This is a genomic window from Novosphingobium sp. (assembly GCF_031417815.1).
Classification (GTDB): domain Bacteria; phylum Pseudomonadota; class Alphaproteobacteria; order Sphingomonadales; family Sphingomonadaceae; genus Novosphingobium.
This window is the reverse complement of record NZ_JANOWI010000017.1, coordinates 97,902-115,705: the sequence shown is the minus strand read 5'-3', so window position 1 is coordinate 115,705 and position 17,804 is coordinate 97,902. Positions and strand designations below refer to the sequence as shown.

At 65.6% G+C, this 17,804-nt stretch carries 20 protein-coding genes; 12 read left to right on the top strand and 8 right to left on the bottom strand.

Annotation, left to right across the window (positions count from 1 at the left end; all coding sequences use genetic code 11):
* On the top strand, positions 1 to 554 hold a 554-nt coding region (locus RMN99_RS04630), incomplete at its 5' end, for a sulfotransferase domain-containing protein (RefSeq protein WP_309622124.1).
* A 172-nt stretch (positions 555 to 726) separates the two neighbouring features.
* Here RMN99_RS04630 and RMN99_RS04625 read toward each other — a convergent pair.
* A complete protein-coding gene (locus RMN99_RS04625) occupies positions 727 to 909 on the bottom strand; it encodes a KOW motif-containing protein (protein ID WP_309622123.1) in 183 nt (60 codons plus the stop codon).
* Complete coding sequence (gene pyk, locus RMN99_RS04620; RefSeq protein WP_309622122.1) at positions 906 to 2,369, bottom strand: pyruvate kinase; 1,464 nt, start codon at positions 2,367 to 2,369, stop codon at positions 906 to 908. Before pyk ends, RMN99_RS04625 begins: the two co-directional genes overlap by 4 nt.
* Before the next feature lie 65 nt (positions 2,370 to 2,434).
* Here pyk and RMN99_RS04615 point away from each other — a divergent pair, with 65 nt between their 5' ends.
* The 3 genes from RMN99_RS04615 (at position 2,435) to RMN99_RS04605 (ending at position 4,633) form a co-directional block, all read left to right on the top strand.
* Positions 2,435 to 2,764, top strand: a complete 330-nt coding sequence (locus tag RMN99_RS04615) for a DUF1244 domain-containing protein (RefSeq protein ID WP_309622121.1) — start codon at positions 2,435 to 2,437, stop codon at positions 2,762 to 2,764.
* Between the two features lie 240 nt (positions 2,765 to 3,004).
* The gene (locus tag RMN99_RS04610; protein ID WP_309622120.1) at positions 3,005 to 3,241 is read left to right on the top strand and encodes a DUF2312 domain-containing protein; all 237 of its coding nucleotides are present in this window, start codon (positions 3,005 to 3,007) and stop codon (positions 3,239 to 3,241) included.
* Between the two features lie 69 nt (positions 3,242 to 3,310).
* Complete coding sequence (locus RMN99_RS04605; RefSeq protein WP_309622119.1) at positions 3,311 to 4,633, top strand: amidohydrolase family protein; 1,323 nt, start codon at positions 3,311 to 3,313, stop codon at positions 4,631 to 4,633.
* A 116-nt stretch (positions 4,634 to 4,749) separates the two neighbouring features.
* Here RMN99_RS04605 and RMN99_RS04600 read toward each other — a convergent pair whose 3' ends face one another.
* Positions 4,750 to 5,460: a type II CAAX prenyl endopeptidase Rce1 family protein gene (locus RMN99_RS04600; RefSeq protein WP_309622118.1), complete on the bottom strand. Its 711-nt coding sequence runs from the start codon at positions 5,458 to 5,460 to the stop codon at positions 4,750 to 4,752.
* Between the two features lie 101 nt (positions 5,461 to 5,561).
* Here RMN99_RS04600 and RMN99_RS04595 point away from each other — a divergent pair, with 101 nt between their 5' ends.
* Genes RMN99_RS04595 through ruvC form a run of 3 tightly spaced genes read left to right on the top strand, consistent with a single transcriptional unit; the run spans position 5,562 to position 7,124 of the window.
* Positions 5,562 to 6,305 carry a YebC/PmpR family DNA-binding transcriptional regulator gene (locus tag RMN99_RS04595; RefSeq protein WP_309622117.1) on the top strand — a complete coding sequence of 248 codons (744 nt, stop codon included), beginning with the start codon at positions 5,562 to 5,564 and terminating at the stop codon, positions 6,303 to 6,305.
* Entirely contained in the window at positions 6,305 to 6,655 is a 351-nt protein-coding gene (locus tag RMN99_RS04590; protein ID WP_309622116.1) for a DUF3147 family protein, read from the top strand. Before RMN99_RS04595 ends, RMN99_RS04590 begins: the two co-directional genes overlap by 1 nt.
* A gap of 1 nt (position 6,656) precedes the next feature.
* Positions 6,657 to 7,124, top strand: a complete 468-nt coding sequence (gene ruvC, locus RMN99_RS04585; RefSeq protein WP_309622115.1) for a crossover junction endodeoxyribonuclease RuvC — start codon at positions 6,657 to 6,659, stop codon at positions 7,122 to 7,124.
* A 1-nt stretch (position 7,125) separates the two neighbouring features.
* Here ruvC and RMN99_RS04580 read toward each other — a convergent pair whose 3' ends face one another.
* The gene (locus RMN99_RS04580) at positions 7,126 to 8,598 is read right to left on the bottom strand and encodes a hypothetical protein (RefSeq protein WP_309622114.1); all 1,473 of its coding nucleotides are present in this window, start codon (positions 8,596 to 8,598) and stop codon (positions 7,126 to 7,128) included.
* 2 nt (positions 8,599 to 8,600) lie between these two features.
* The gene (locus RMN99_RS04575; RefSeq protein WP_309622113.1) at positions 8,601 to 9,044 is read right to left on the bottom strand and encodes a hypothetical protein; all 444 of its coding nucleotides are present in this window, start codon (positions 9,042 to 9,044) and stop codon (positions 8,601 to 8,603) included.
* A gap of 123 nt (positions 9,045 to 9,167) precedes the next feature.
* Between RMN99_RS04575 and RMN99_RS04570 the strand changes: the two genes are divergently transcribed.
* A complete protein-coding gene (locus tag RMN99_RS04570) occupies positions 9,168 to 9,494 on the top strand; it encodes a hypothetical protein (protein WP_309622112.1) in 327 nt (108 codons plus the stop codon).
* 96 nt (positions 9,495 to 9,590) lie between these two features.
* Here the strand turns inward: RMN99_RS04570 and RMN99_RS04565 are convergent, their stop codons facing one another.
* Complete coding sequence (locus tag RMN99_RS04565; protein ID WP_309622111.1) at positions 9,591 to 10,457, bottom strand: TIGR00730 family Rossman fold protein; 867 nt, start codon at positions 10,455 to 10,457, stop codon at positions 9,591 to 9,593.
* A gap of 199 nt (positions 10,458 to 10,656) precedes the next feature.
* Between RMN99_RS04565 and RMN99_RS04560 the strand changes: the two genes are divergently transcribed.
* Genes RMN99_RS04560 through RMN99_RS04545 form a run of 4 tightly spaced genes read left to right on the top strand, consistent with a single transcriptional unit; the run spans position 10,657 to position 16,111 of the window.
* A complete protein-coding gene (locus tag RMN99_RS04560; protein ID WP_309622110.1) occupies positions 10,657 to 12,018 on the top strand; it encodes an O-antigen ligase family protein in 1,362 nt (453 codons plus the stop codon).
* Positions 12,018 to 12,719, top strand: a complete 702-nt coding sequence (locus tag RMN99_RS04555) for a polysaccharide biosynthesis/export family protein (RefSeq protein ID WP_309622109.1) — start codon at positions 12,018 to 12,020, stop codon at positions 12,717 to 12,719. The genes RMN99_RS04560 and RMN99_RS04555 overlap by 1 nt, the downstream gene beginning before the upstream one ends.
* Before the next feature lie 39 nt (positions 12,720 to 12,758).
* Complete coding sequence (locus RMN99_RS04550; protein WP_309622108.1) at positions 12,759 to 14,942, top strand: polysaccharide biosynthesis tyrosine autokinase; 2,184 nt, start codon at positions 12,759 to 12,761, stop codon at positions 14,940 to 14,942.
* Positions 14,942 to 16,111, top strand: a complete 1,170-nt coding sequence (locus RMN99_RS04545; RefSeq protein WP_309622107.1) for a hypothetical protein — start codon at positions 14,942 to 14,944, stop codon at positions 16,109 to 16,111. The genes RMN99_RS04550 and RMN99_RS04545 overlap by 1 nt, the downstream gene beginning before the upstream one ends.
* On the opposite strand, the gene RMN99_RS04540 is transcribed toward RMN99_RS04545, so the two are convergent.
* Entirely contained in the window at positions 16,089 to 16,667 is a 579-nt protein-coding gene (locus tag RMN99_RS04540; RefSeq protein WP_309622106.1) for a putative colanic acid biosynthesis acetyltransferase, read from the bottom strand. The genes RMN99_RS04545 and RMN99_RS04540 overlap by 23 nt on opposite strands.
* Positions 16,664 to 17,800, bottom strand: a complete 1,137-nt coding sequence (locus RMN99_RS04535) for a glycosyltransferase (protein WP_309622105.1) — start codon at positions 17,798 to 17,800, stop codon at positions 16,664 to 16,666. The genes RMN99_RS04540 and RMN99_RS04535 overlap by 4 nt, the downstream gene beginning before the upstream one ends.
* Between the last annotated feature and the right edge of the window lie 4 nt (positions 17,801 to 17,804).

Here is a 17,804-nt window from a genome sequence, read left to right as displayed (position 1 = left end):
CGATCGCGCGCATGATCGAGCTCAGCAATTCCGACCCGAAGTTCGACAATGGCGACGGCTACGACTTCTCGCCGCAGGACCCAGTGGCGCACTTCGCTGGGTGGGTCGACGGGCCCGAAGACGATCTGGGCGACCCGGGTGCGGGCTATTTCGTGATGGAGAACAGCTTCTGGGCCGCGCGGCACGATCCGAACGTGCTGCTGGTACACTACAACGACATGAAGGCCGACCTGGACGGCGAGATGCGGCGGATCGCCGAATTCCTTGCTTTCGAAATCGCTGAGGAGCTCTGGCCCGCGTTGGTCGAAGCGGCAGGATTCGAGGCTATGAAAGGCGCAGCGGAGCAACTGATGCCGCAAGCAGGTGGTGTCTGGAAGGGCGGCGGCAAAACCTTTATCAACAAGGGTACCAACCGCCGCTGGGAGGGCGTCTGCTGTCCCGAAGACCTCGCCCGCTACGATGCCAAGGCGAAGGTCGAATTTAGCTCGGCACTGGCGGCATGGTGCGAGCGCGGCCGGCTGATGGCGGGCGACCCGCGCGCATTGCCCGATTGAGCCGATCGGATGCCGCAAAGCGGTCATTAGATTCTATCTTGCTTAACGGCCCCCGATTGGGTCGTAACCAGACAGTCCGCTTTCATTCACAAAACGACGAAGGCGGCCAACTCTAATTTTCGCCACGCTGATGTTGCAAGCTTGTTGGGAAGGATCTTAGCGCTCTGCTCGCCTAGAGTTTGCGGACATTCCGCGCGAGCGTCTTGAACCGCTCACCACTCGCCGCGCGCACGGTGATCGTCGCATGCCCGCTCTTGCTGAGCTTCCAGTCCTCCACCGTGCCGGCACGTCCCTTGTGCGTGCCCGCGATCACTTCGCACAGATCGCCATCGCGCACCGTGCCGCCAGCGGTCACTCCGCCCCGCCGTGCTTTTTCAGTTCATCCCCGGCCAGCGTCACCACGTGGAGCAGGTTGGTCGATCCGGGTGTGCCGAACGGGACCCCGGCCAGCGCGACCAGTTTCGATCCGGCCTGGCCGAAGCCGTGGCGCAGCGCCATACGTTTGCCTTTGGCGATCATCTCCTCGAACCCCGTGATGTCCTTGGTATGGACCGCGTGAGTGCCCCACAGCAGCGCGAGGCGCCGGGCGATCCGGGCCGAGGGGGTGAGCACCAGCATCGGTACCGAGGGCCGTTCGCGCGCCACCCGCCGCGCGGTGCTGCCCGAACCGGTGAAGACGATGATCCCGGCGACATTGACCGTTTCGGCGATCCGCGCGCTGGCCAGCGCCAGCGCATCGGCGGTGGTCGCATCGGGGCGCACTTCGGTGAAGTGCACGCGTTCGCCGTACCCGGCATCGCCTTCGACCTGGCAGGCGATCCGGTGCATGATCGAAACCGCCTCGACCGGCCAGGCGCCGCTGGCGGTTTCGGCCGAGAGCATCACCGCGTCCGCTCCATCGTAAACCGCGTTGGCGACGTCGGATACTTCGGCGCGGGTCGGCGCAGGGCTTTCGATCATCGATTCGAGCATTTGCGTGGCAACCACCACCGGCTTGCCGCTGCGCCGCGTGGTGGCAACGATCCGCTTTTGCAGCGGCGGCACTTCTTCGGGGTTAAGCTCAACCCCCAGATCGCCGCGCGCGACCATGATCCCGTCGGCCAGTTCGATGATTTCCTCCAGCCGCGTCACAGCGGCAGGCTTCTCGATCTTAGCCATCAGCGCGGTGGTCGATGTGCCCATCAGCTTGCGCGCTTCGGCCACGTCTTCGGGCCGCTGGACGAACGACAGCGCGATCCAGTCTGCCCCCTGTTCCAGCGCGAATGCCAGATCACGGCGGTCCTTTTCGGTCAGGGCCGGCACCGGCACCACCGCATCGGGCACATTGACGCCCTTGCGGTCTGAGATCACCCCGCCGACCTCGGCCGAACAGAGGATCCGGGTGGCAGTGGCCTCGATCACCTTCAAGCGCAGCTTGCCATCGTCGATCAGCAGCCGCTGGCCCTTGACCAGGATCCCGAACAGTTCGGGGTGCGGCAGGCAGACGCGGGTATCATCCCCGGGGGTGGGATCGTTATCGAGCACGAAGTGGCCCGAATGGCGGATCACCGCCTTACCGCCCTTGAACTGGCCAACGCGCAGCTTGGGGCCTTGCAGATCGCACAGCACCGCCACCGGGCGGCCGTAGTTCTTCTCGACCTCGCGGATCGTGGCAATGGTTTCGGCGTGGGTTTCGTGATCGCCGTGGCTCATGTTGACGCGGAAGGCATCGGCCCCGGCGCGCAGCAGCTTTTCGATCATCTCGGCGCTGCGGCTGGCCGGGCCCAGCGTCGCCAGAATCTTGATCTTGCGCCCGCGGTGATCAATCTTTGCCACTGTTGCCTCTTCCTCTGCTGAACCCTGCTATGGCAAAGCTGGCCTCAAAGAGGAAGGAATACCCCATGAGCTGCGCTGAAAATACGAATGCGAGCGCGAATGACCCGCTCGAGAGTCTGGACGATGCGGTCGCCGCCGCCGCGTTCCGGCGGCTGGTGCGCCATTTGCGCCACCGCCACGATGCCCACAACATCGAGCTGATGGGGCTGGCGGGGTTCTGCCGCAATTGCCTGGCCGACTGGATTGTCGATGCCGGCGCGCCGCTGGACACGGCAGGTGCGCGCGAAGTGATCCACGGCATGGCTGCGGCGGAATGGAAGGCGCGGTTCCAGAGTGAAGCGACGGCGGAACAGCTGGCGCGGATGGCCGAGAGTTTGAAGAAGAATGCCACCTGAGGTCCTCTTCATTTTTGGCGACTGCCACAAATGGGGAGGTGGATCGTCCGCAGGACGAGACGGAGGGGTTTCTGCGCTGGCCTCGATACCCCTCCGTCAGTGCGCCGCTCTGCCACCTCCCCATTTGCACTGCGTGAAAATGGAGAGGACCTAACTTTCCACAGCCCAGCCTTTGCCCGAATCCCCGCCCCTCGCTATCCGCCCTGTTCAACCGATTCTCTTCACACCGGAGCTTACCCTATGGCCGAAACTACCGACGATCGCCTGCGCCTGCTGATCGAGCGCGTCGAACGCCTCGAAGAGGAAAAGAAGGGCATCGCCGACGATATCAAGGACGTTTACGGCGAGGCGAAGGCGGTGGGGTATGACGCCAAGATCATGCGTAAGGTGGTTGCGCTGCGCAAAATGAAGCCCGATGACCGCGCCGAAATGGAAGCGATCCTCGACGTCTACAAGGCCGCGCTGGGACTGGGCTGATGCTGCGCCTTGCATGGCCGCTAACAGCGGCTAACCTCGCCCTTGTCGCTCAGTATGGGGAGAGATTCGATGCGCGCGTTCAAGCTGGCGATTGTTGCGGTGGTTGCTGCCGGCGGGGCCTGGGCAGCGCTTGCCCAGCCCGCCTCCGATGTCACTTACATTCACGCCGGCAAGCTGCTTGACCGGCCCGGCCAGCCGCCGCGCGGGCCTTCAACGATCATCGTGCGCGATGGCAAAGTGGCCGAAGTGCGCGATGGGTTTGTCGCGCCCGAAGCCGGGGCAAAAGTCGTTGAACTGAAAGACAAGTTCGTGCTGCCCGGGCTGATCGACATGCATGTCCACATGTTCTCCAGCGGCGATCCGCTGACCGGGCGGCTTGAAGCGACAAGCCGCGACCGCGAAGACGATGTGCTCTACGCCGCAAACAACGCCAAAGCCGATCTGATGGCCGGGTTCACCACGGTGCGCGATCTGGGCGGACCGCCGCGCGGGGTGCGGGCACTGCGCGATGCGATTGGCCGCGGCGATGTGGCCGGACCGACGATCATCAACGCCGGGGAAATGATCTCGGTTGCGGGCGGGCACGGCGATCTGGGCGGGCTCAATCAGGAAAGTTACGAGGCGTTCCACCCGCGCGATTACAACAACGTCTGCAACGGGCCTGACGATTGCCGCCGCGCCGCGCGCGAACAGATCCGGCTGGGGGCATTGGTGATCAAATTTGCCGCCACCGGGGGCGTGCTGTCCAACGTCGCGGGCGGCCTCGGCCAGCAGATGACCAGCGAGGAAATGAAAGCGATCGTCGACACCGCGCACAGCTTTGGCCGCAAGGCGGCGGCGCACAGCCATGCCAAGGAAGGGACCATGGCGGCGGTGAATGCCGGGGTCGATACGATCGATCACGGCACTTTCCTGGATGAAGCGACCGCCAGGGCGATGGTCCAGCACGGCACCTGGCTGGTTCCGACCATGCTGGCCAGCGCCACGGCGGTCGAACAGGCGCGTTCGGGCGTGCTGCCCGCCGCGGTGCTGCCCAAGGCCGAACAGGCGGTGACAGCCGCGCGGTCCAGCCACATTCTGGCGATCCGCATGGGCGTGAAAATCGCCTTCGGGACCGATACCGGCGTCTCAAAGCACGGCGACAACGCCCGCGAATTCGCGCTGATGATCGATCGCGGGATGAGCCCGATGGCGGCGATCGTTGCCGCGACCACCGGGGCGGCCGAAGCACTGGGGCGCAGCGGTCAGCTGGGCGTGATCGCCCCGGGGATGCCAGCCGATATCATCGCCGTGGCGGGTGATCCGCTGAGTGATGTGCGGCGGCTGGAAAGCGTTAGTTTCGTGATGAAGCTGGGACAGGTGTTCAAGTGGGACTACGTTCTGTTTCAGTGAAGCTGAAACAGGCAACACCGGCCCGCTCCCCCTCCCGGCCACCCATTCAGGATACTCATGTGGGTGGCCGGGAGGGGGAGCGGGCCGGTGTTGCTTCCACGTGAGTGGAACAAACGCTAGCCTGACACCAGCGCCAGCGCCACGACCAGTCCGTTCGATGCGGCATGGCTGGCAATCGCACCCGCCAGCCCGATCCGCTGGCGCACATATCCCAGCACCAGCCCGGCCCATAGCTGCGGCAGAACCAGCGGCAGCGCCAGCAGGCTGAACCGGCCGTAATTGGCCAGGTGGACCACCGCGAACAGCGCCGCCATAAGATAGAAGATCACCGGAAAGCCGCGCGCGAACCAGCCCAGTGGCGCACGGTTGCGGCGCAGCACGAACCAGCCGGCAACCCCGCCCAGCACCGCCGCCGCCAGCAGCCCCAGCGCGATCATCTCACGCCCCGGGACAATTACCTGCATCATCGCAACGATCACCAGCACCGCGCAGCCCAGCAGGCACAGCGCAGCGCGGGTGCCGCTTTGCCAGCCGCGGAACAGCAGCTCTTCGGACAGCGGGGCAAACAGCACCACAATCGGCATCAGCCAACGCTGGGGCACCGCCTCGAACGCCACCGGATCGGCCAGATCGAACATGCCCTGCCACAGCCGGATGAACGGCAACACCAGTGCGAACAGCACCGCGATCAGCAGCGCGGTCAGCCACAGCCAGGTCCGGCCGCTGCCTTGCGCCAGCAGGCCCTGCGGCGCCAGCAACTGCGGGCGGCGCAAGAACGCGCCGAACTGGCCAAGGGTGGTGCGAAGCGTGCGTGCAGGCAAGATCATCGCGCCGCCTTATCATGCAATACTTGTCACAAGGTTGCCCAAATCACCCGCGCCGGTGTAAGGGCGCCGGAACCCGCAATCTACAGGCGCAACAGGTTCCCATGGCAGGCCATTCCAAATTCAAGAACATCATGCACCGCAAGGGTGCACAGGATAAGAAGCGCGCGTCCCAGTTTTCCAAGCTTTCCCGCGAAATCACCGTCGCGGCCAAGATGGGCATGCCCGATCCTGACTTTAACCCGCGGCTGCGCGCGGCGGTCAACGCCGCCAAGGCGCAATCGGTGCCCAAGGACAACATCCAGCGCGCGATCGACAAGGCCAGCAAGGGCGACGCCGAGAACTACGAAGAGATCCGCTATGAAGGCTACGGCCCGGGCGGGGTGGCGCTGATCGTCGAAGCCCTGACCGACAACCGCAACCGCACCGCCACCAATGTCCGCACCGCCTTTGCCAAGAACGGCGGCAATCTGGGCGCTTCGGGCGCGGTCAGCCATGGGTTCGAACGGCTCGGGCTGATCGAATATCCCGGCAGCGTCGGCGATGCCGACAAGGTATTCGAAGCCGCGCTTGAAGCCGGGGCCGACGATGTTGAAAGCGACGAGGACGGCCACGCGATCTGGGTCGCGGTCGAGAACCTCCACCCGGTCGCGCGCGAACTGGAAAAGGCGCTGGGCGAAGCCGAAGGGGTCAAGCTGGCGTGGAAGCCCAGCCTCAAGGCCGAAGTCGGCGAAAGCGATGCCGCCACGTTGCTGAGGCTGATCGACGTGCTGGACGATGATGACGACGTCCAGACCGTCTGGGGCAATTACGAGATCAGCGACGATGTGATGGCGAAGCTGGGTTGATGCTCCCACTGGTCGCGAAAGCCCTGCTATCCGGCGCGCTGATCGTGGCCATTGCCGAGATTGGCAAGCGCCTGCCGACTTTCGCCGCGCTGGTAGCGTCCTTGCCGCTGATATCCGTGCTGGGGATGATCCTGTTGTGGCACACCCGTCCAGACGCGGAAAACATGGCAATCCATGCCGAGGCGACGTTCTGGTTCGTATTGCCCAGCTTGCCGATGTTCCTGCTGATCCCGTGGTTGCTGCGCCACGGCTATGGCTTCTGGATCGCGCTTTTGGCCGGATGCGCACTGACCGTGGCGCTCTATCTGCTGATGGTTCAGTTTGGTCCGAAGCTGGGCATCAGGTTCTGACATGCTGATCCTGGGTATCGATCCCTCACTGTCCTGCACCGGCTGGGGCATTATCGCCAAGGTCGGCAACCGGCTGAGCCACATCGCCAACGGCCAGATCAAGACCGATCCGAAGATGCCCCTCGCCGAACGATTGGTCGTGATCGACCGTGAACTGGCTGCGGTAATTGCCGCCCACACGCTCGATGCGGCGGCAGTGGAAGAGGTGTTCGCCAACACGAACGCCCAGTCCACGCTCAAGCTGGGGCAGGCACGCGGGGTCTGCCTGCTGGCAGCGGCGCGGGCCGGTCTGCCGGTCAGCGAATATGCCGCGCGGCTGGTCAAGAAAGCGATTGTCGGCACCGGGGCGGCCGAAAAAGCGCAGATCCAGGCGATGCTTGGCGTATTGTTGCCGGGCGTGAAGCTGGCGGGGGCGGATGCCGCCGATGCGCTGGCCGTGGCGATTACCCACGCCAGCATGACGCGCTGAGTCAGAGCGTCTCACGCTCCAGTGCGGCCTGGTAGGTCCAGTGGGGGTCCGCCTGACAGGTGCCTTTGCGGACATAGGTGCAGGCGCGCATGACAGCGTTCTCCTCGCAGCCGCGCTCCTCAAACCCAGCGGCGCCGCGCGGCAGGTAGGGGAAGACAAGCACATTGGCCGAGGCGGCAATGCCCGGCGGCAGCGGTTCGATGGCTGACATAACCGTTTCGGGCGCGACATAGATCGGCACCGCGCGCGGGAGCAGTGCAGACACCAGATGCGCGCGCCACTGGTCGGGGATGGCGATCCCGCAGGCCGGCCCTTGCGCCACCCCGGCCAGCGCCGCCCGCACGATCGGCGCGCCGCCGCGCATTGCTCTGGCCCCGCCCGAATGCGCCTCGGCCGCCATGCTCATCATGAACCACAGCGCACCAAGCAGGGCGAGACCGGCACCAGTGACCTGCATGCCCCGCGCCCTGGCCGAACGTTCGAGCAGCGAAACCGAGGTGATTGCCGCCAGCACCAGCGCAGCCTGCACCGCGATCCAGATGAAGCGGTATTCCTTGTGCGCGATCAGCGAATGGAACAGCACCGTTGCTACCAGCGCATAGACCAGCGGACGGTACCGCGCCGGAGCAAGAAGAGCCGCAGCCAGGATCGGCGCGGCCAAGGGGCCAAGGTGGGTGAGCAGCATGGTGGCATAGGCGAACGGCCCTTCGCGTCCGAACCGCGCGGCGCGTCCTTCGATCATGTTGTACTGGAAATTGACCAGAATCCAGCGCAGCGGCACCTGCCCCGCGACCAGGTCGCTGACCGCGCAGATTGCCAGCGCGCCCAGGCCGCCTTGCACCAGCCAGATCCAGGCCTGCCGATCAAGCCGCAGCCGCGCCAGGCACAGCACCGCGGCGAACGGCGCATACTGGAGCCGCAGTGCCACGCCGATGCCCAGCAGCAGCCCAGCCCAGCGCAGCGCCCGCGCGCTTGGCTGCGGCGCAAGGATCAGCGCCGCCGCCAGCAGCATCGGTCCGGCAGCGATCACTTCGGACAGCAGCAACGTTGAAAACAGCACGCTTTCGTACCACAGCGCCACTACGCCCAGCGCCGCGAGTGCATGGACCCGCGAGGTCAGCGCCCCCAGCTTCCACGCCGCCGGCAAAACCGCCAAGGTCAAGCCAATCGCCGTGATCCGCGCGGCGTGCATGCCGACCAGCGTGCCGGGCGCAAGAGCGTTGCCGAGCCAGTACGGCAGCGAAAGCACCTGGCCGATCAGGCTGTTTCGCGCGCCGAAACGGAATTCCCACGGCACGATCCCGGATCCGGTGGCCAGCCGCTTGGCCTGTTCGAGATATTGCATGATCTCATCGGCATGGCTGATATCGAACGGGGCGTAGCCGAGCGCGCGCAGCACCAGGCCGACCCAGACGACCGTGGCAGCGGCAATAACCGTCCAGTTGGGCGTCGTCGGGCTGCGCGGCGCGTCCATCGTCAATCGAAGGCCGCCAATTCTTCATCGGCAGTAGCCAACCCGCGGCGCAAGGCCGACGCCCCACGCAATCCCTGGACGAGAACGATCAGCACCACGACGTTGATCGCCGTTCCGCCCCAGCCCGACAGCGAAGCCAGATTGGCTAGCACATTGAAGACCACGACCACCGCGAGCAGCGAACCTGCGATCAGGCCCTTGCCATCGCGCAAGCGAAAGCCGGCAACGACCGCCAGAAACGAGATCCCGAAAGGCATCAGGTTGAACGAGGTCTGGCCATATTTTCCAATCGGTACAAATAATTGCCCGAACAGCATGGCCACAAGAACCGCAAGCCCGCCATAGATGAACGCGGCAGTCCCTGCGGAGCGCGCAGCCGATCGCGCGCCATCCGCCGTGGTCAGATCGACTTGCCAGAACCGGCTCCCATGTTCGCTGTAAGACATTGTCCCTCCCCGCTTTGCCGCAGGGATTGCACGGCTTTGCAAAAGGCGCAATCGGCAAGCCCCCGTTCAGCAAGCCAGGCCTAGAGCGGTGCACGAAATCCGTTTCCCCTCGAGGAGTCGCCGATGCGATCGCTTGCCCTAGTTCCGCTTCTGGCCGTTGCCCTTTCGGGCTGCATGGCCAGCCGTTACCAGATTGCCAACGCGCTGGAGCGTTATGGCCTCAACTCCAACCAGGCGAGCTGCGCCTCGGAATTCCTGCGCGGCCATCTGACCACCGGCCAGGTCGACCGGCTGGCCCGCGCTGCGGACGATTATCGCAGCAATGACAACCTCAATTTCGGGGATCTGATCCGCGTCGCGGCTTCGGTGCGCGATGGCGAAACCTTCATGCAGGTTGGCGCTGCCGCTGTTGCCTGCAAGCTCATCGCCGATATTCCGCTGCCGGTCTGATACCACCGAGGCAGCGGATCGGGGCGGCGTGCCATTGGCGCGCCGCCCTTTTCTTTGTCTGGTGCGCCAATCGCCTCCGCGCGATCAGCGCACCAATCATAACTCATAAAATTCAACCACTTTGGCCCAGGCGTCCTCGGCCGTTTCCACCCAGTGGAACAGATTGAGGTCTTCGTGGTTGATCACGCCTTCATCGGCGAGCGCCTCGAAGTTGACCACCTTGTTCCAGAATTCACGGCCGAACAGCATGATCGGGATCGGCTTCATCTTGCCGGTCTGGATCAGGGTCAGCAGTTCCATGAATTCGTCAAGCGTGCCGAACCCGCCGGGAAACACCGCCACCGCGCGGGCGCGCAGCAGAAAGTGCATCTTGCGCAGCGCAAAATAGTGGAACTGGAAGGCCAGGTCGGGCGTCACATAGCGGTTGGGCGCCTGTTCGTGCGGCAGCACGATGTTGAGCCCGATCGTTTCCGCACCGGCTTCGGCCGCACCGCGGTTGGCCGCCTCCATGATCGAGGGACCGCCGCCCGAGCAGACCACGAACTGGCGCATGCCCTTTTCGACAATCGCACAGGTCGCCGCGATTTCGCCCAGCCGCCGCGCTTCCTCGTAATATTTGGCATTGGCGGCCAGCCGTCTGGCAATCGGCTTGCGCGCTTCAGAGGCTTGCGCGACCAGTTCGTCCGCAGCTTCGGGCGAAGGGATCCGCGCCGAGCCATAGCACACCAGGGTCGAGCCGATCTTCGCCTCTTCCAGCAGCATTTCGCATTTCAGCAGTTCAAGCTGAAAGCGCACCGGCCGCAATTCTTCGCGGAGCAGGAAATCGGTGTCGCGCCAGGCGAGCCGATAGGCTTCGCTCTGGGTCTGCGAGGTCGAAACGACATGGCTCTCGACAAATTCGGCTTCCTGTTCGGCAGGATAGAACCGGCGGCGATGGAGCCGCTTTTCTTCTTCGTTGGTCATTGCCCCCTTTTCGCCGCGCGAAGCAGCGCTGTCAAAGCCGAACCGTGCAAGCGGTGCACGGCGGGACGCAGCACCCCGGCAAAACGCGGTTGCCCTATGCGGGAATGCGTATCATTGAAGGGCAGTCTGCGATTCTGCGCGTGTCCCCGAAGGAATGCCTTTGCCCGCAACTGCAATCCACCGGGATGCCGCCTCCGCTTTGCCCGCGACAACCGGTGTGCTGGCGCTGGTCCTGCTGGGTACAGCGCTGCTGCTGGGCGGTGGCGGATCTCCGGCTCCTTGGCCCGAATTGCTGCTCGAATGGCTGGCGGTTGCCATTTTTGCCGCGTGGCTGGTGCTGCCGGGATCGCGCGATAGCTGGCGCACGGTGCCGCGCGGGGTCTGGCTGATCTGCCTGCTCGCGCTGATTGTGCCCGTGCTGCAGCTGGTTCCATTGCCGCCCGGTCTGTGGCGGGCGCTGCCCGGGCGCGAGCCTGAGGTTGAGGCCCTGGCGCTGATCGGCCGCGCAAACACCTGGCGGACCTGGACCATGACGCCCGAACGCACGCTTGCTTCCCTGCTATCGCTGCTGCCGCCGCTGGTGCTGCTGGTCATGGCCGCCACGCTCAGCCTGCGCCAGCAGGTCTGGCTGATGCTGGTTGTCGTTGGCGCGGGGATTGCGACCCTGGCGCTGGGGGCATTGCAGCTGACTTCCGCCGCGGACAGCGCGGTGCAGCTTTATGGCGTGACCACCCCCAACCTGCGCGGGTTTCAGGCCAATCACAATGCCACCGCCGACGTGCTGCTCGCCGCGCTGATCGCTTGCTATGCGCTGCTCAGGATCGGCGCGCTGCGCGGCCTTATCCCGAACCGCGCCGGACCGGTGCTGGGGCTGGCGGTGCTGGCCACCGGGCTGTTCGGCTTCGGCATCGTTTTCACGGCATCGCGGATGGGCATCGCGCTGCTGCCGGTGGCCATGCTGGCCGGGCTGTGGTTGCTGCGCGCCTGGTTGCCAAGGCCGGGCCGCAAGGTGCTGATCGCCGCAGCGGTGCTGGCGGCGCTGCTGGCGGCGACCGGCACCGCGCTGGTGCGCGCAAGTCCGACACTGGCCGCCATCACGGGGCGTTTCCAGTTTGACCAGGATCTGCGCCTCGAGTTGTGGCGCGACGGGCTTTACGTGGCGCGCAAGCACTATCCGGCGGGGGTCGGCATGGGCGGATTCGTGCCCGCGCTGGTGCTCGAAGAACGGCTCGAGGTGGTGCGCCCCGCGATGCCGAACCGCGCGCACAACGAATATATCGAACTTGGTGTCGAAGCCGGTCTGTTCGGACTGCTGGCCTGGGGCGCGGTGATTGTGATTGTCGCCCGCTCCGCAGCGGCCGCGCGGCACCAGCAAAGTCGCAGTGCGCGCGCAGCAGCGCTGTTTGCCGGCGCGGTGCTGATCTTGCTGATGCTGCATTCGATGGTTGATTATCCGTTTCGATCCATGTCATTAGCCGCGCTTGGTGCCCTGTGCGCCGCGCTGTTGCTGAGCCGCGCCAATCCGGCCGCCGCGGGCTCGTTCGAAAAGGATCACATGTGATGCCGCTGCGCCAACCGGTGCGCCTTATTGCTGCCTTGCTGGCTGTGTTGGTGCTGGCTGGCTGCATGCTCCGCCAGGCCCCCAACGCGCTGCCGGCGGGGCCCGCGGCCTATGCGATATTCGAAAACACCGAGGCGTGGCCCGATGACAACCTGATTCGCATCGGCGATCGCTTGTCAGTGCGGGTGCTGGGCGAACCGGAATTGACCTCGGACGCCTATTTTGTCGATGCCCGCGGCAATATCCAGGTGCCGCTGGCGGGCGAGGTTGCCGCTGCCGGACGCCGCCCCGACCAGCTGCGCGATGATCTCGTGCGGCGGCTCGGCGCGCGCTATATCCGCGATCCGCAGGTGACGGTGATGGTTTCCGAACGCAAGCGCACCACCTTTGCCGTCGAAGGCGATGTGCGCGAACCGGGTGTATTCGAAGCCGTGCCCAACACCACGCTGCTCAGCGCCATCGCCCAGGCCAAGAGCCCGACCGACAGCGCCAAGCTCGATGAGGTGATGATCTTCCGGGTGGTGAACGGCCAACGCCTCGGCGCGCGCTTCAACCTTGACGACATCCGCAAAGGCCGCGCGGCCGATCCGCTGGTGCTGGCCGGCGATACGATCGTGGTTGGCCGTTCGGCGCTGAAGGATGCCTGGCGCCAGTTCCTGCAGGCTGCCCCGGTCTTCAACCTGTTTTACATTTTCCGCTAGGATCGCTTCTTGACCGCTTCCCATCCAGCCTCGCAGCGCATGTTACACGGCCCCGGCGATCCTGATCTCCACGATGAGGTTGAGCGGTTGGGACAAGCCCGTTCGGCGTTCGATTTTCGCTATATCGTCGCTGCCGTCCGCGCCAACCTGTGGCTGATCGCGGCACTCGTCGCTGCGGCGCTGGCGGTAGCGCTGGTATCAACGATGCTGCAGACCAAACGCTACGACGCGGCGGTCTCGATCCAGATCAACGATTCGACCGGGCGCGTGCTGGGATCGAAGGAAGATCAGCCCGACGATGTCAACCAGGCAGCGTGGGACGTTGATCGCTTCCTCAAAACCCAGACCGACATCATTGCCAGCCGCGGCATGGCGCTCAGGGTTGCGCAAAAGCTGGGCCTGATCGGCAATCCCGCGCTCTACCAGGCGCAAGGGGCGACCCCGCCGCCGGCCGGAACCTCGCCCGAACTGCTCAAGATCCAGGCGGCCGGGCTGTTGGCCGGCAACCTTTCGGTCAAGATGCCGCGCGATTCGCGGATCGTGAAGATCATCTACAATTCGACCGATCCCGCGTTCAGTGCGCAGGTTGCCAATGCCTATGCCGGCGAATTCATCCAGTCCAACCTGCAGCGCAAGTTCGACAGTTCGGCCTATGCGCGCAATTTCCTTGGCGAACAGCTGACCGAAGCCAAGGTCAAGCTTGAGGCATCGGAACGGGCGCTCAACGCCTATGCGCGTTCGGCGGGGATCATCCGCACCCCCGGCGGCGCTGAAGGCGATGGCAAGGCCGGCGGCAGCGGTTCGGTGATCGGCGACAGTCTCGAACAGCTCAACGCCGCCGCCAACGACGCCACCGCCCGGCGGATCGAAGCCGAGGGCCGCTGGCGCGCGGTGTCGGGCGGGCCGCTGCTCTCATCGTCAACCGTTCTGGCCAATCCTACGGTCGTCGCGCTGCTCAATCAGAAAGCCATGGTCGAGGCCGAACTCAGCCAGGACCGGGCGCGGCACCTCGAAGATTATCCGACCGTTCGGGCCAAACAGGCGCAGCTCGATACGATCAACCGCCAGCTGCAGGTTTCCTCAAACAACGTGCGCGCCTCGGTGCGCGCCGAATACGACGCCGCCGTATCGACCGAACGCCAGCTCAAAGGGCAGGTCAGCCAGCTCAAGGGCGAAAGCATGTCCGAACAGGATCGTTCGGTGCAGTACAACCTGTTGGCGCGCGAAGTGGACACCAACCGCGAACTTTATGGCGGACTGCTCGAACGCTTCAAGACGCTGAACGCGATCGCCGGGGTCAGCCTCAGCAATGTTGCGATCATCGATCCGGCCGAAGTGCCGCGCGGGCAAAGCTCGCCCAACCTGTTCAAGAACCTGCTGGTCGGCTTGCTGCTCGGTCTGGGGCTGGCGGCGCTGGTGGTGTTCTTCAAGGACCAGTTCGACGACGCGATCCGCGTGCCCGAGGACATCGAGGCCAAGCTGGGCCTCGCGCTGCTGGGCGTGGTGCCGCAATCGCGCGATAACGAGCCCGATGCGGCGATGCGCGATCCCAAGTCGCCGGTCTCGGAAGCCTACAATTCGCTGCGCGGTTCGCTGCTCTATTCGACCCCCGAAGGCTTGCCGCAGATCATGCTGATCACCTCTGCACAGGCCGCCGAAGGCAAGACCACCACCTCGATCGCCACGGCACAGGGCTTTGCCCGCATGGGCAAAAACGTGTTGCTGATCGATGCCGACCTGCGCCGTCCGTCGCTGCACAAACGGCTGTCGCTTGAGGCGGAGCGCGGGCTTTCCACCCTGCTGACCTCGCACGAGCCGCTGGCCAGTGCGGTGGTGCCAGGCGGGCTGCCGAAGCTTTCGGTGCTGGTGGCCGGCCCCGTTCCGCCCAGCCCGACCGAGCTGCTGTCAACCGCGCGGATCGAGGAAATCCTGCAAGAGGCGGCGAGCCAGTACGATGTCGTGCTGGTCGATAGCCCGCCGATCCTTGGCCTGGCCGACGCTCCGACACTGTCGGCGCTGGTCGACGGGGTGATCTTCGTGGTCGAGGCTGATCGCAGCCGCCGCGGCGCGCTCAAGACGGCGCTGCGCCGTTTGCGTGCGATGCGGCCGATCATTCTTGGCGCGGTGCTGACCAAATTCGATCCGCTCAAATCCGGGAACCGCTATTCCGAATATTACGGCTACCAATATTACCAGTACGAAAGCGGATCCGGGAAACGCTGATGCTGCGCGGGGCTGCGATCCTTACCGGCGCGCTGGCCTTGATCGGGCTCAGCGCGGCGAGCGGGATCGACCGGCTGGCGCGCACCGATCCGGCCGTGGCCACCGCAGTGCCGCTGCCGTTCGCGCGCGCCGCGCTGCGCACGCTGGGCAGCCAGGCATTGATCGCCGGGCGCGGCAAGGATGCCGCCTCCTATGGCTGGCATGCGCTCAACCGCGCGCCATTCGAAGCCGAAAGCGTGGCGCTGTTTGCGGCCGGACAGCTTGCCGTCGGCAATGCGCCGATGGCCGAGCGGGCCTTTGGCCTGGCCGGGCGCATGGGCTGGCGGGTGCCGCTGACCCAGGCCTATTGGCTGACCCGCGCCATGGAAACGCGCGACTATGACAGCGCGGCCATGCGGCTCGACGCGCTGCTGCGCCAGCAGCCGACGCTGGTCGGCCAGCAGGCGCTGCTCGATCCGGTCGAGCGCAATCCGGTCGCGCGCGCCGCGCTGGTCGAACGGCTGGATCCGGAGACCGCGTGGCTGGGCAAGTATCTCAACGAGGTTTTCGCCTTGCCGCCGCAGGCGCTGCGCCAGCGCGCCCAGGTGATGATCGATGCGGGCGGCGCCGGACTGGTTCTGGGCTGCGAAGCCGTGTCAAATCTTGCTGCAGCAGTGACCAATGCCGGGCTTTACCGCGAAGCCGGTGCGCTGTGGGCAGCGCAGTGCCCCGATACCGGCGGACTGCTGCAAGGCGGCGAAGGCTTTGCCACGCTTGACCTGCTGGGCACGCGCAATCCATTCGCCTGGCAGGCGGTCGGCAGCGGCGACGTGCTGTTGGGGCTGGTCCCTGAGACTGCAGGGCGCGGCCAGCGGCTGACCATTGATGGCACGCTGTCGGCCACGCGGATATTCCTGGCCAAGCTTTTGCTGCTCGCGCCGGGGCGCTATCGCTTGCACTGGCGGGCCGGGATGACCGATGGCTCAGCCGGGGACCGGATTCGCGTATCACTAAGCTGCAAGGGCCAGCAGCAAGTATGGCTACCCGCACAAAGCGTTGGCGATGGGCTGAGCCGCACCGCAGTGTTCAAAGTGGCCCCCGGTTGCGCCGCGCAGGTGCTCAGCTTTGCCCTGACTTCGGGCGGCGGCAACCTGTGGCTGGAACAGGTCAGGCTGGATCCGCTGCCCTGAGCTGCCGCTTTTTCAGCAGCGCCGCCGGATTGCCCGCATAGATCCCGTCCGCTTCGGCATCGCCGAACAGCGCGCCGCGCGCGGCCAGCACCGCCCGGTCATGCATGGTCACCCCGGGGCCAACGAAGGCTTCGGCGGCGATCCAGCACTGGGCGCCGATGGTGATCGGGCGCAGTTGCAGCTGAAAATGCGGATCGTTTACATCGTGCGTGCTGGCGCAGATGTGCGCGCGTTGCGATATCACGGTGCGCGGCCCCACGGTAATCCGCCCCTGATTGTAAAGCCGGACCCCGGGGCCAATCAGAACCTGATCGCCCAGATCGAGATTGCCCGGATGCCAGATCGAAACCGAGGCATGAACCCGCGCGCCGCCGCCGATCTGCGCCCCGAATGCCCGCAGCACCAGCCGCCGCCAGCCGTGCAGCGGCGGCGGGGTAAAGCGCGCCAGTATTAGCCATGCTGCCATCCAGACCACCCGGAACAACCGGTTACCCAGCGAGAAGCTCGCCCCGCCCTCAAGCGGCCTGGCCCGCGATGCGTCGAGCGGTTGGGTCATGGCTTGGCACCCTGGGACATTGCGGCACGGTAGGCCCCGGCCCAGCACGCGGCAATGGTTGGGGCGCTGAAGGGTCCGGCGGCGAGATCGCGGGCGGCGCGGGCCATCCGCAGATAGTCGCCGTCAGCGAATGACAGCGCCTGCTCCAGCGCTGGCGCAATCGTATCTGGATCATAGCCACACGCGATTGCCGCGCCCGCGGCAAAGCCATCGGGCAGGTTGCACTGGCCGGTCATGATCGTCGGCACCCCGGCGGCCCAGCTATCGAGCACCGACATCGGCAGCCCTTCGCTGTGCGAGGGCAGCACCGTGAACCGCGCACTATCGAGCAGCGCCTGCTTGGCCGCGCAATAGGCCGGGCCGACAAATTCCACCGACGGCCCTGCCGCTGCCACCGCTGCTTCAAGTGCGGCAACATCGCCCGGTTCGCCCCATCCGGCCAAGGTCAGCCGCGCATCGCTGCGGCGCCGGGCCAGGCCCCAGGCTGCGACCAGCGCGAGCAGGTTTTTCTTCGGGTGGATCCGGCCGATATAGACCAGATGCGGTGGGCGCGGCGCGGCCGGCATTGCTGCCGGAGCAGGGCCGGAATTGGCAATGACCATGCTATCTTCGCGCCCGCTTTCGCGCGCGATGTCGGCCTTTTCGGCCAGGGTCAGCGCATGCAGGAAGCTTGCCCTTCGCCAACTGGTCCGTTCATACCCGGCGCGGGCCAGCGCCTTTTTCCAGCGCCCGCGCGCGGTGATCCATGGATCGAGCATGCCGTGCGGCGAGATCACAAAACCCTTGCCGCTCTGCGCCGCCCAGCGGCTGGCAGCCAGCGATGGATACATCCAGATGCCGTGGAGGTGGAGGCAATCAAGCTGCGCAGCGTGCAGCGCTGTGACAAGTTCGGGGGCATAGCCGATTTGGCCGGGGCCCTTCACCGCGAAGGTCTGCACCGCAATATCGCCGAACCGCGCGGCGTCCCCGGCGCTGTGCGAATCGCGCAAGGCGAAGACCAGCGGCTCTGCGCCCAGACTCCGCAGCACGTCGCCCTGCGTCAGGACGGCTTCATAGACCCCGCCGCCCAGCCGCGAAGCCCAGGCTGAAAGCAAGCCGATCCGTTTGCCCGCAAGCGGCGCCGGGCTATCCACGGCT

Coding starts and splice junctions, on each gene's coding strand:
- RMN99_RS04615 (WP_309622121.1), top strand. CDS start 2,435: ATGAGCTGCGCTGAAAATACGAATGCGAGCGCGAATGACCCGCTCGAG.
- RMN99_RS04610 (WP_309622120.1), top strand. CDS start 3,005: ATGGCCGAAACTACCGACGATCGCCTGCGCCTGCTGATCGAGCGCGTC.
- RMN99_RS04605 (WP_309622119.1), top strand. CDS start 3,311: ATGCGCGCGTTCAAGCTGGCGATTGTTGCGGTGGTTGCTGCCGGCGGG.
- RMN99_RS04600 (WP_309622118.1), bottom strand. CDS start 5,460: ATGATCTTGCCTGCACGCACGCTTCGCACCACCCTTGGCCAGTTCGGC.
- RMN99_RS04595 (WP_309622117.1), top strand. CDS start 5,562: ATGGCAGGCCATTCCAAATTCAAGAACATCATGCACCGCAAGGGTGCA.
- RMN99_RS04590 (WP_309622116.1), top strand. CDS start 6,305: ATGCTCCCACTGGTCGCGAAAGCCCTGCTATCCGGCGCGCTGATCGTG.
- ruvC (WP_309622115.1), top strand. CDS start 6,657: ATGCTGATCCTGGGTATCGATCCCTCACTGTCCTGCACCGGCTGGGGC.
- RMN99_RS04580 (WP_309622114.1), bottom strand. CDS start 8,598: ATGGACGCGCCGCGCAGCCCGACGACGCCCAACTGGACGGTTATTGCC.
- RMN99_RS04575 (WP_309622113.1), bottom strand. CDS start 9,044: ATGTCTTACAGCGAACATGGGAGCCGGTTCTGGCAAGTCGATCTGACC.
- RMN99_RS04570 (WP_309622112.1), top strand. CDS start 9,168: ATGCGATCGCTTGCCCTAGTTCCGCTTCTGGCCGTTGCCCTTTCGGGC.
- RMN99_RS04565 (WP_309622111.1), bottom strand. CDS start 10,457: ATGACCAACGAAGAAGAAAAGCGGCTCCATCGCCGCCGGTTCTATCCT.
- RMN99_RS04555 (WP_309622109.1), top strand. CDS start 12,018: ATGCCGCTGCGCCAACCGGTGCGCCTTATTGCTGCCTTGCTGGCTGTG.
- RMN99_RS04550 (WP_309622108.1), top strand. CDS start 12,759: ATGTTACACGGCCCCGGCGATCCTGATCTCCACGATGAGGTTGAGCGG.
- RMN99_RS04545 (WP_309622107.1), top strand. CDS start 14,942: ATGCTGCGCGGGGCTGCGATCCTTACCGGCGCGCTGGCCTTGATCGGG.
- RMN99_RS04540 (WP_309622106.1), bottom strand. CDS start 16,667: ATGACCCAACCGCTCGACGCATCGCGGGCCAGGCCGCTTGAGGGCGGG.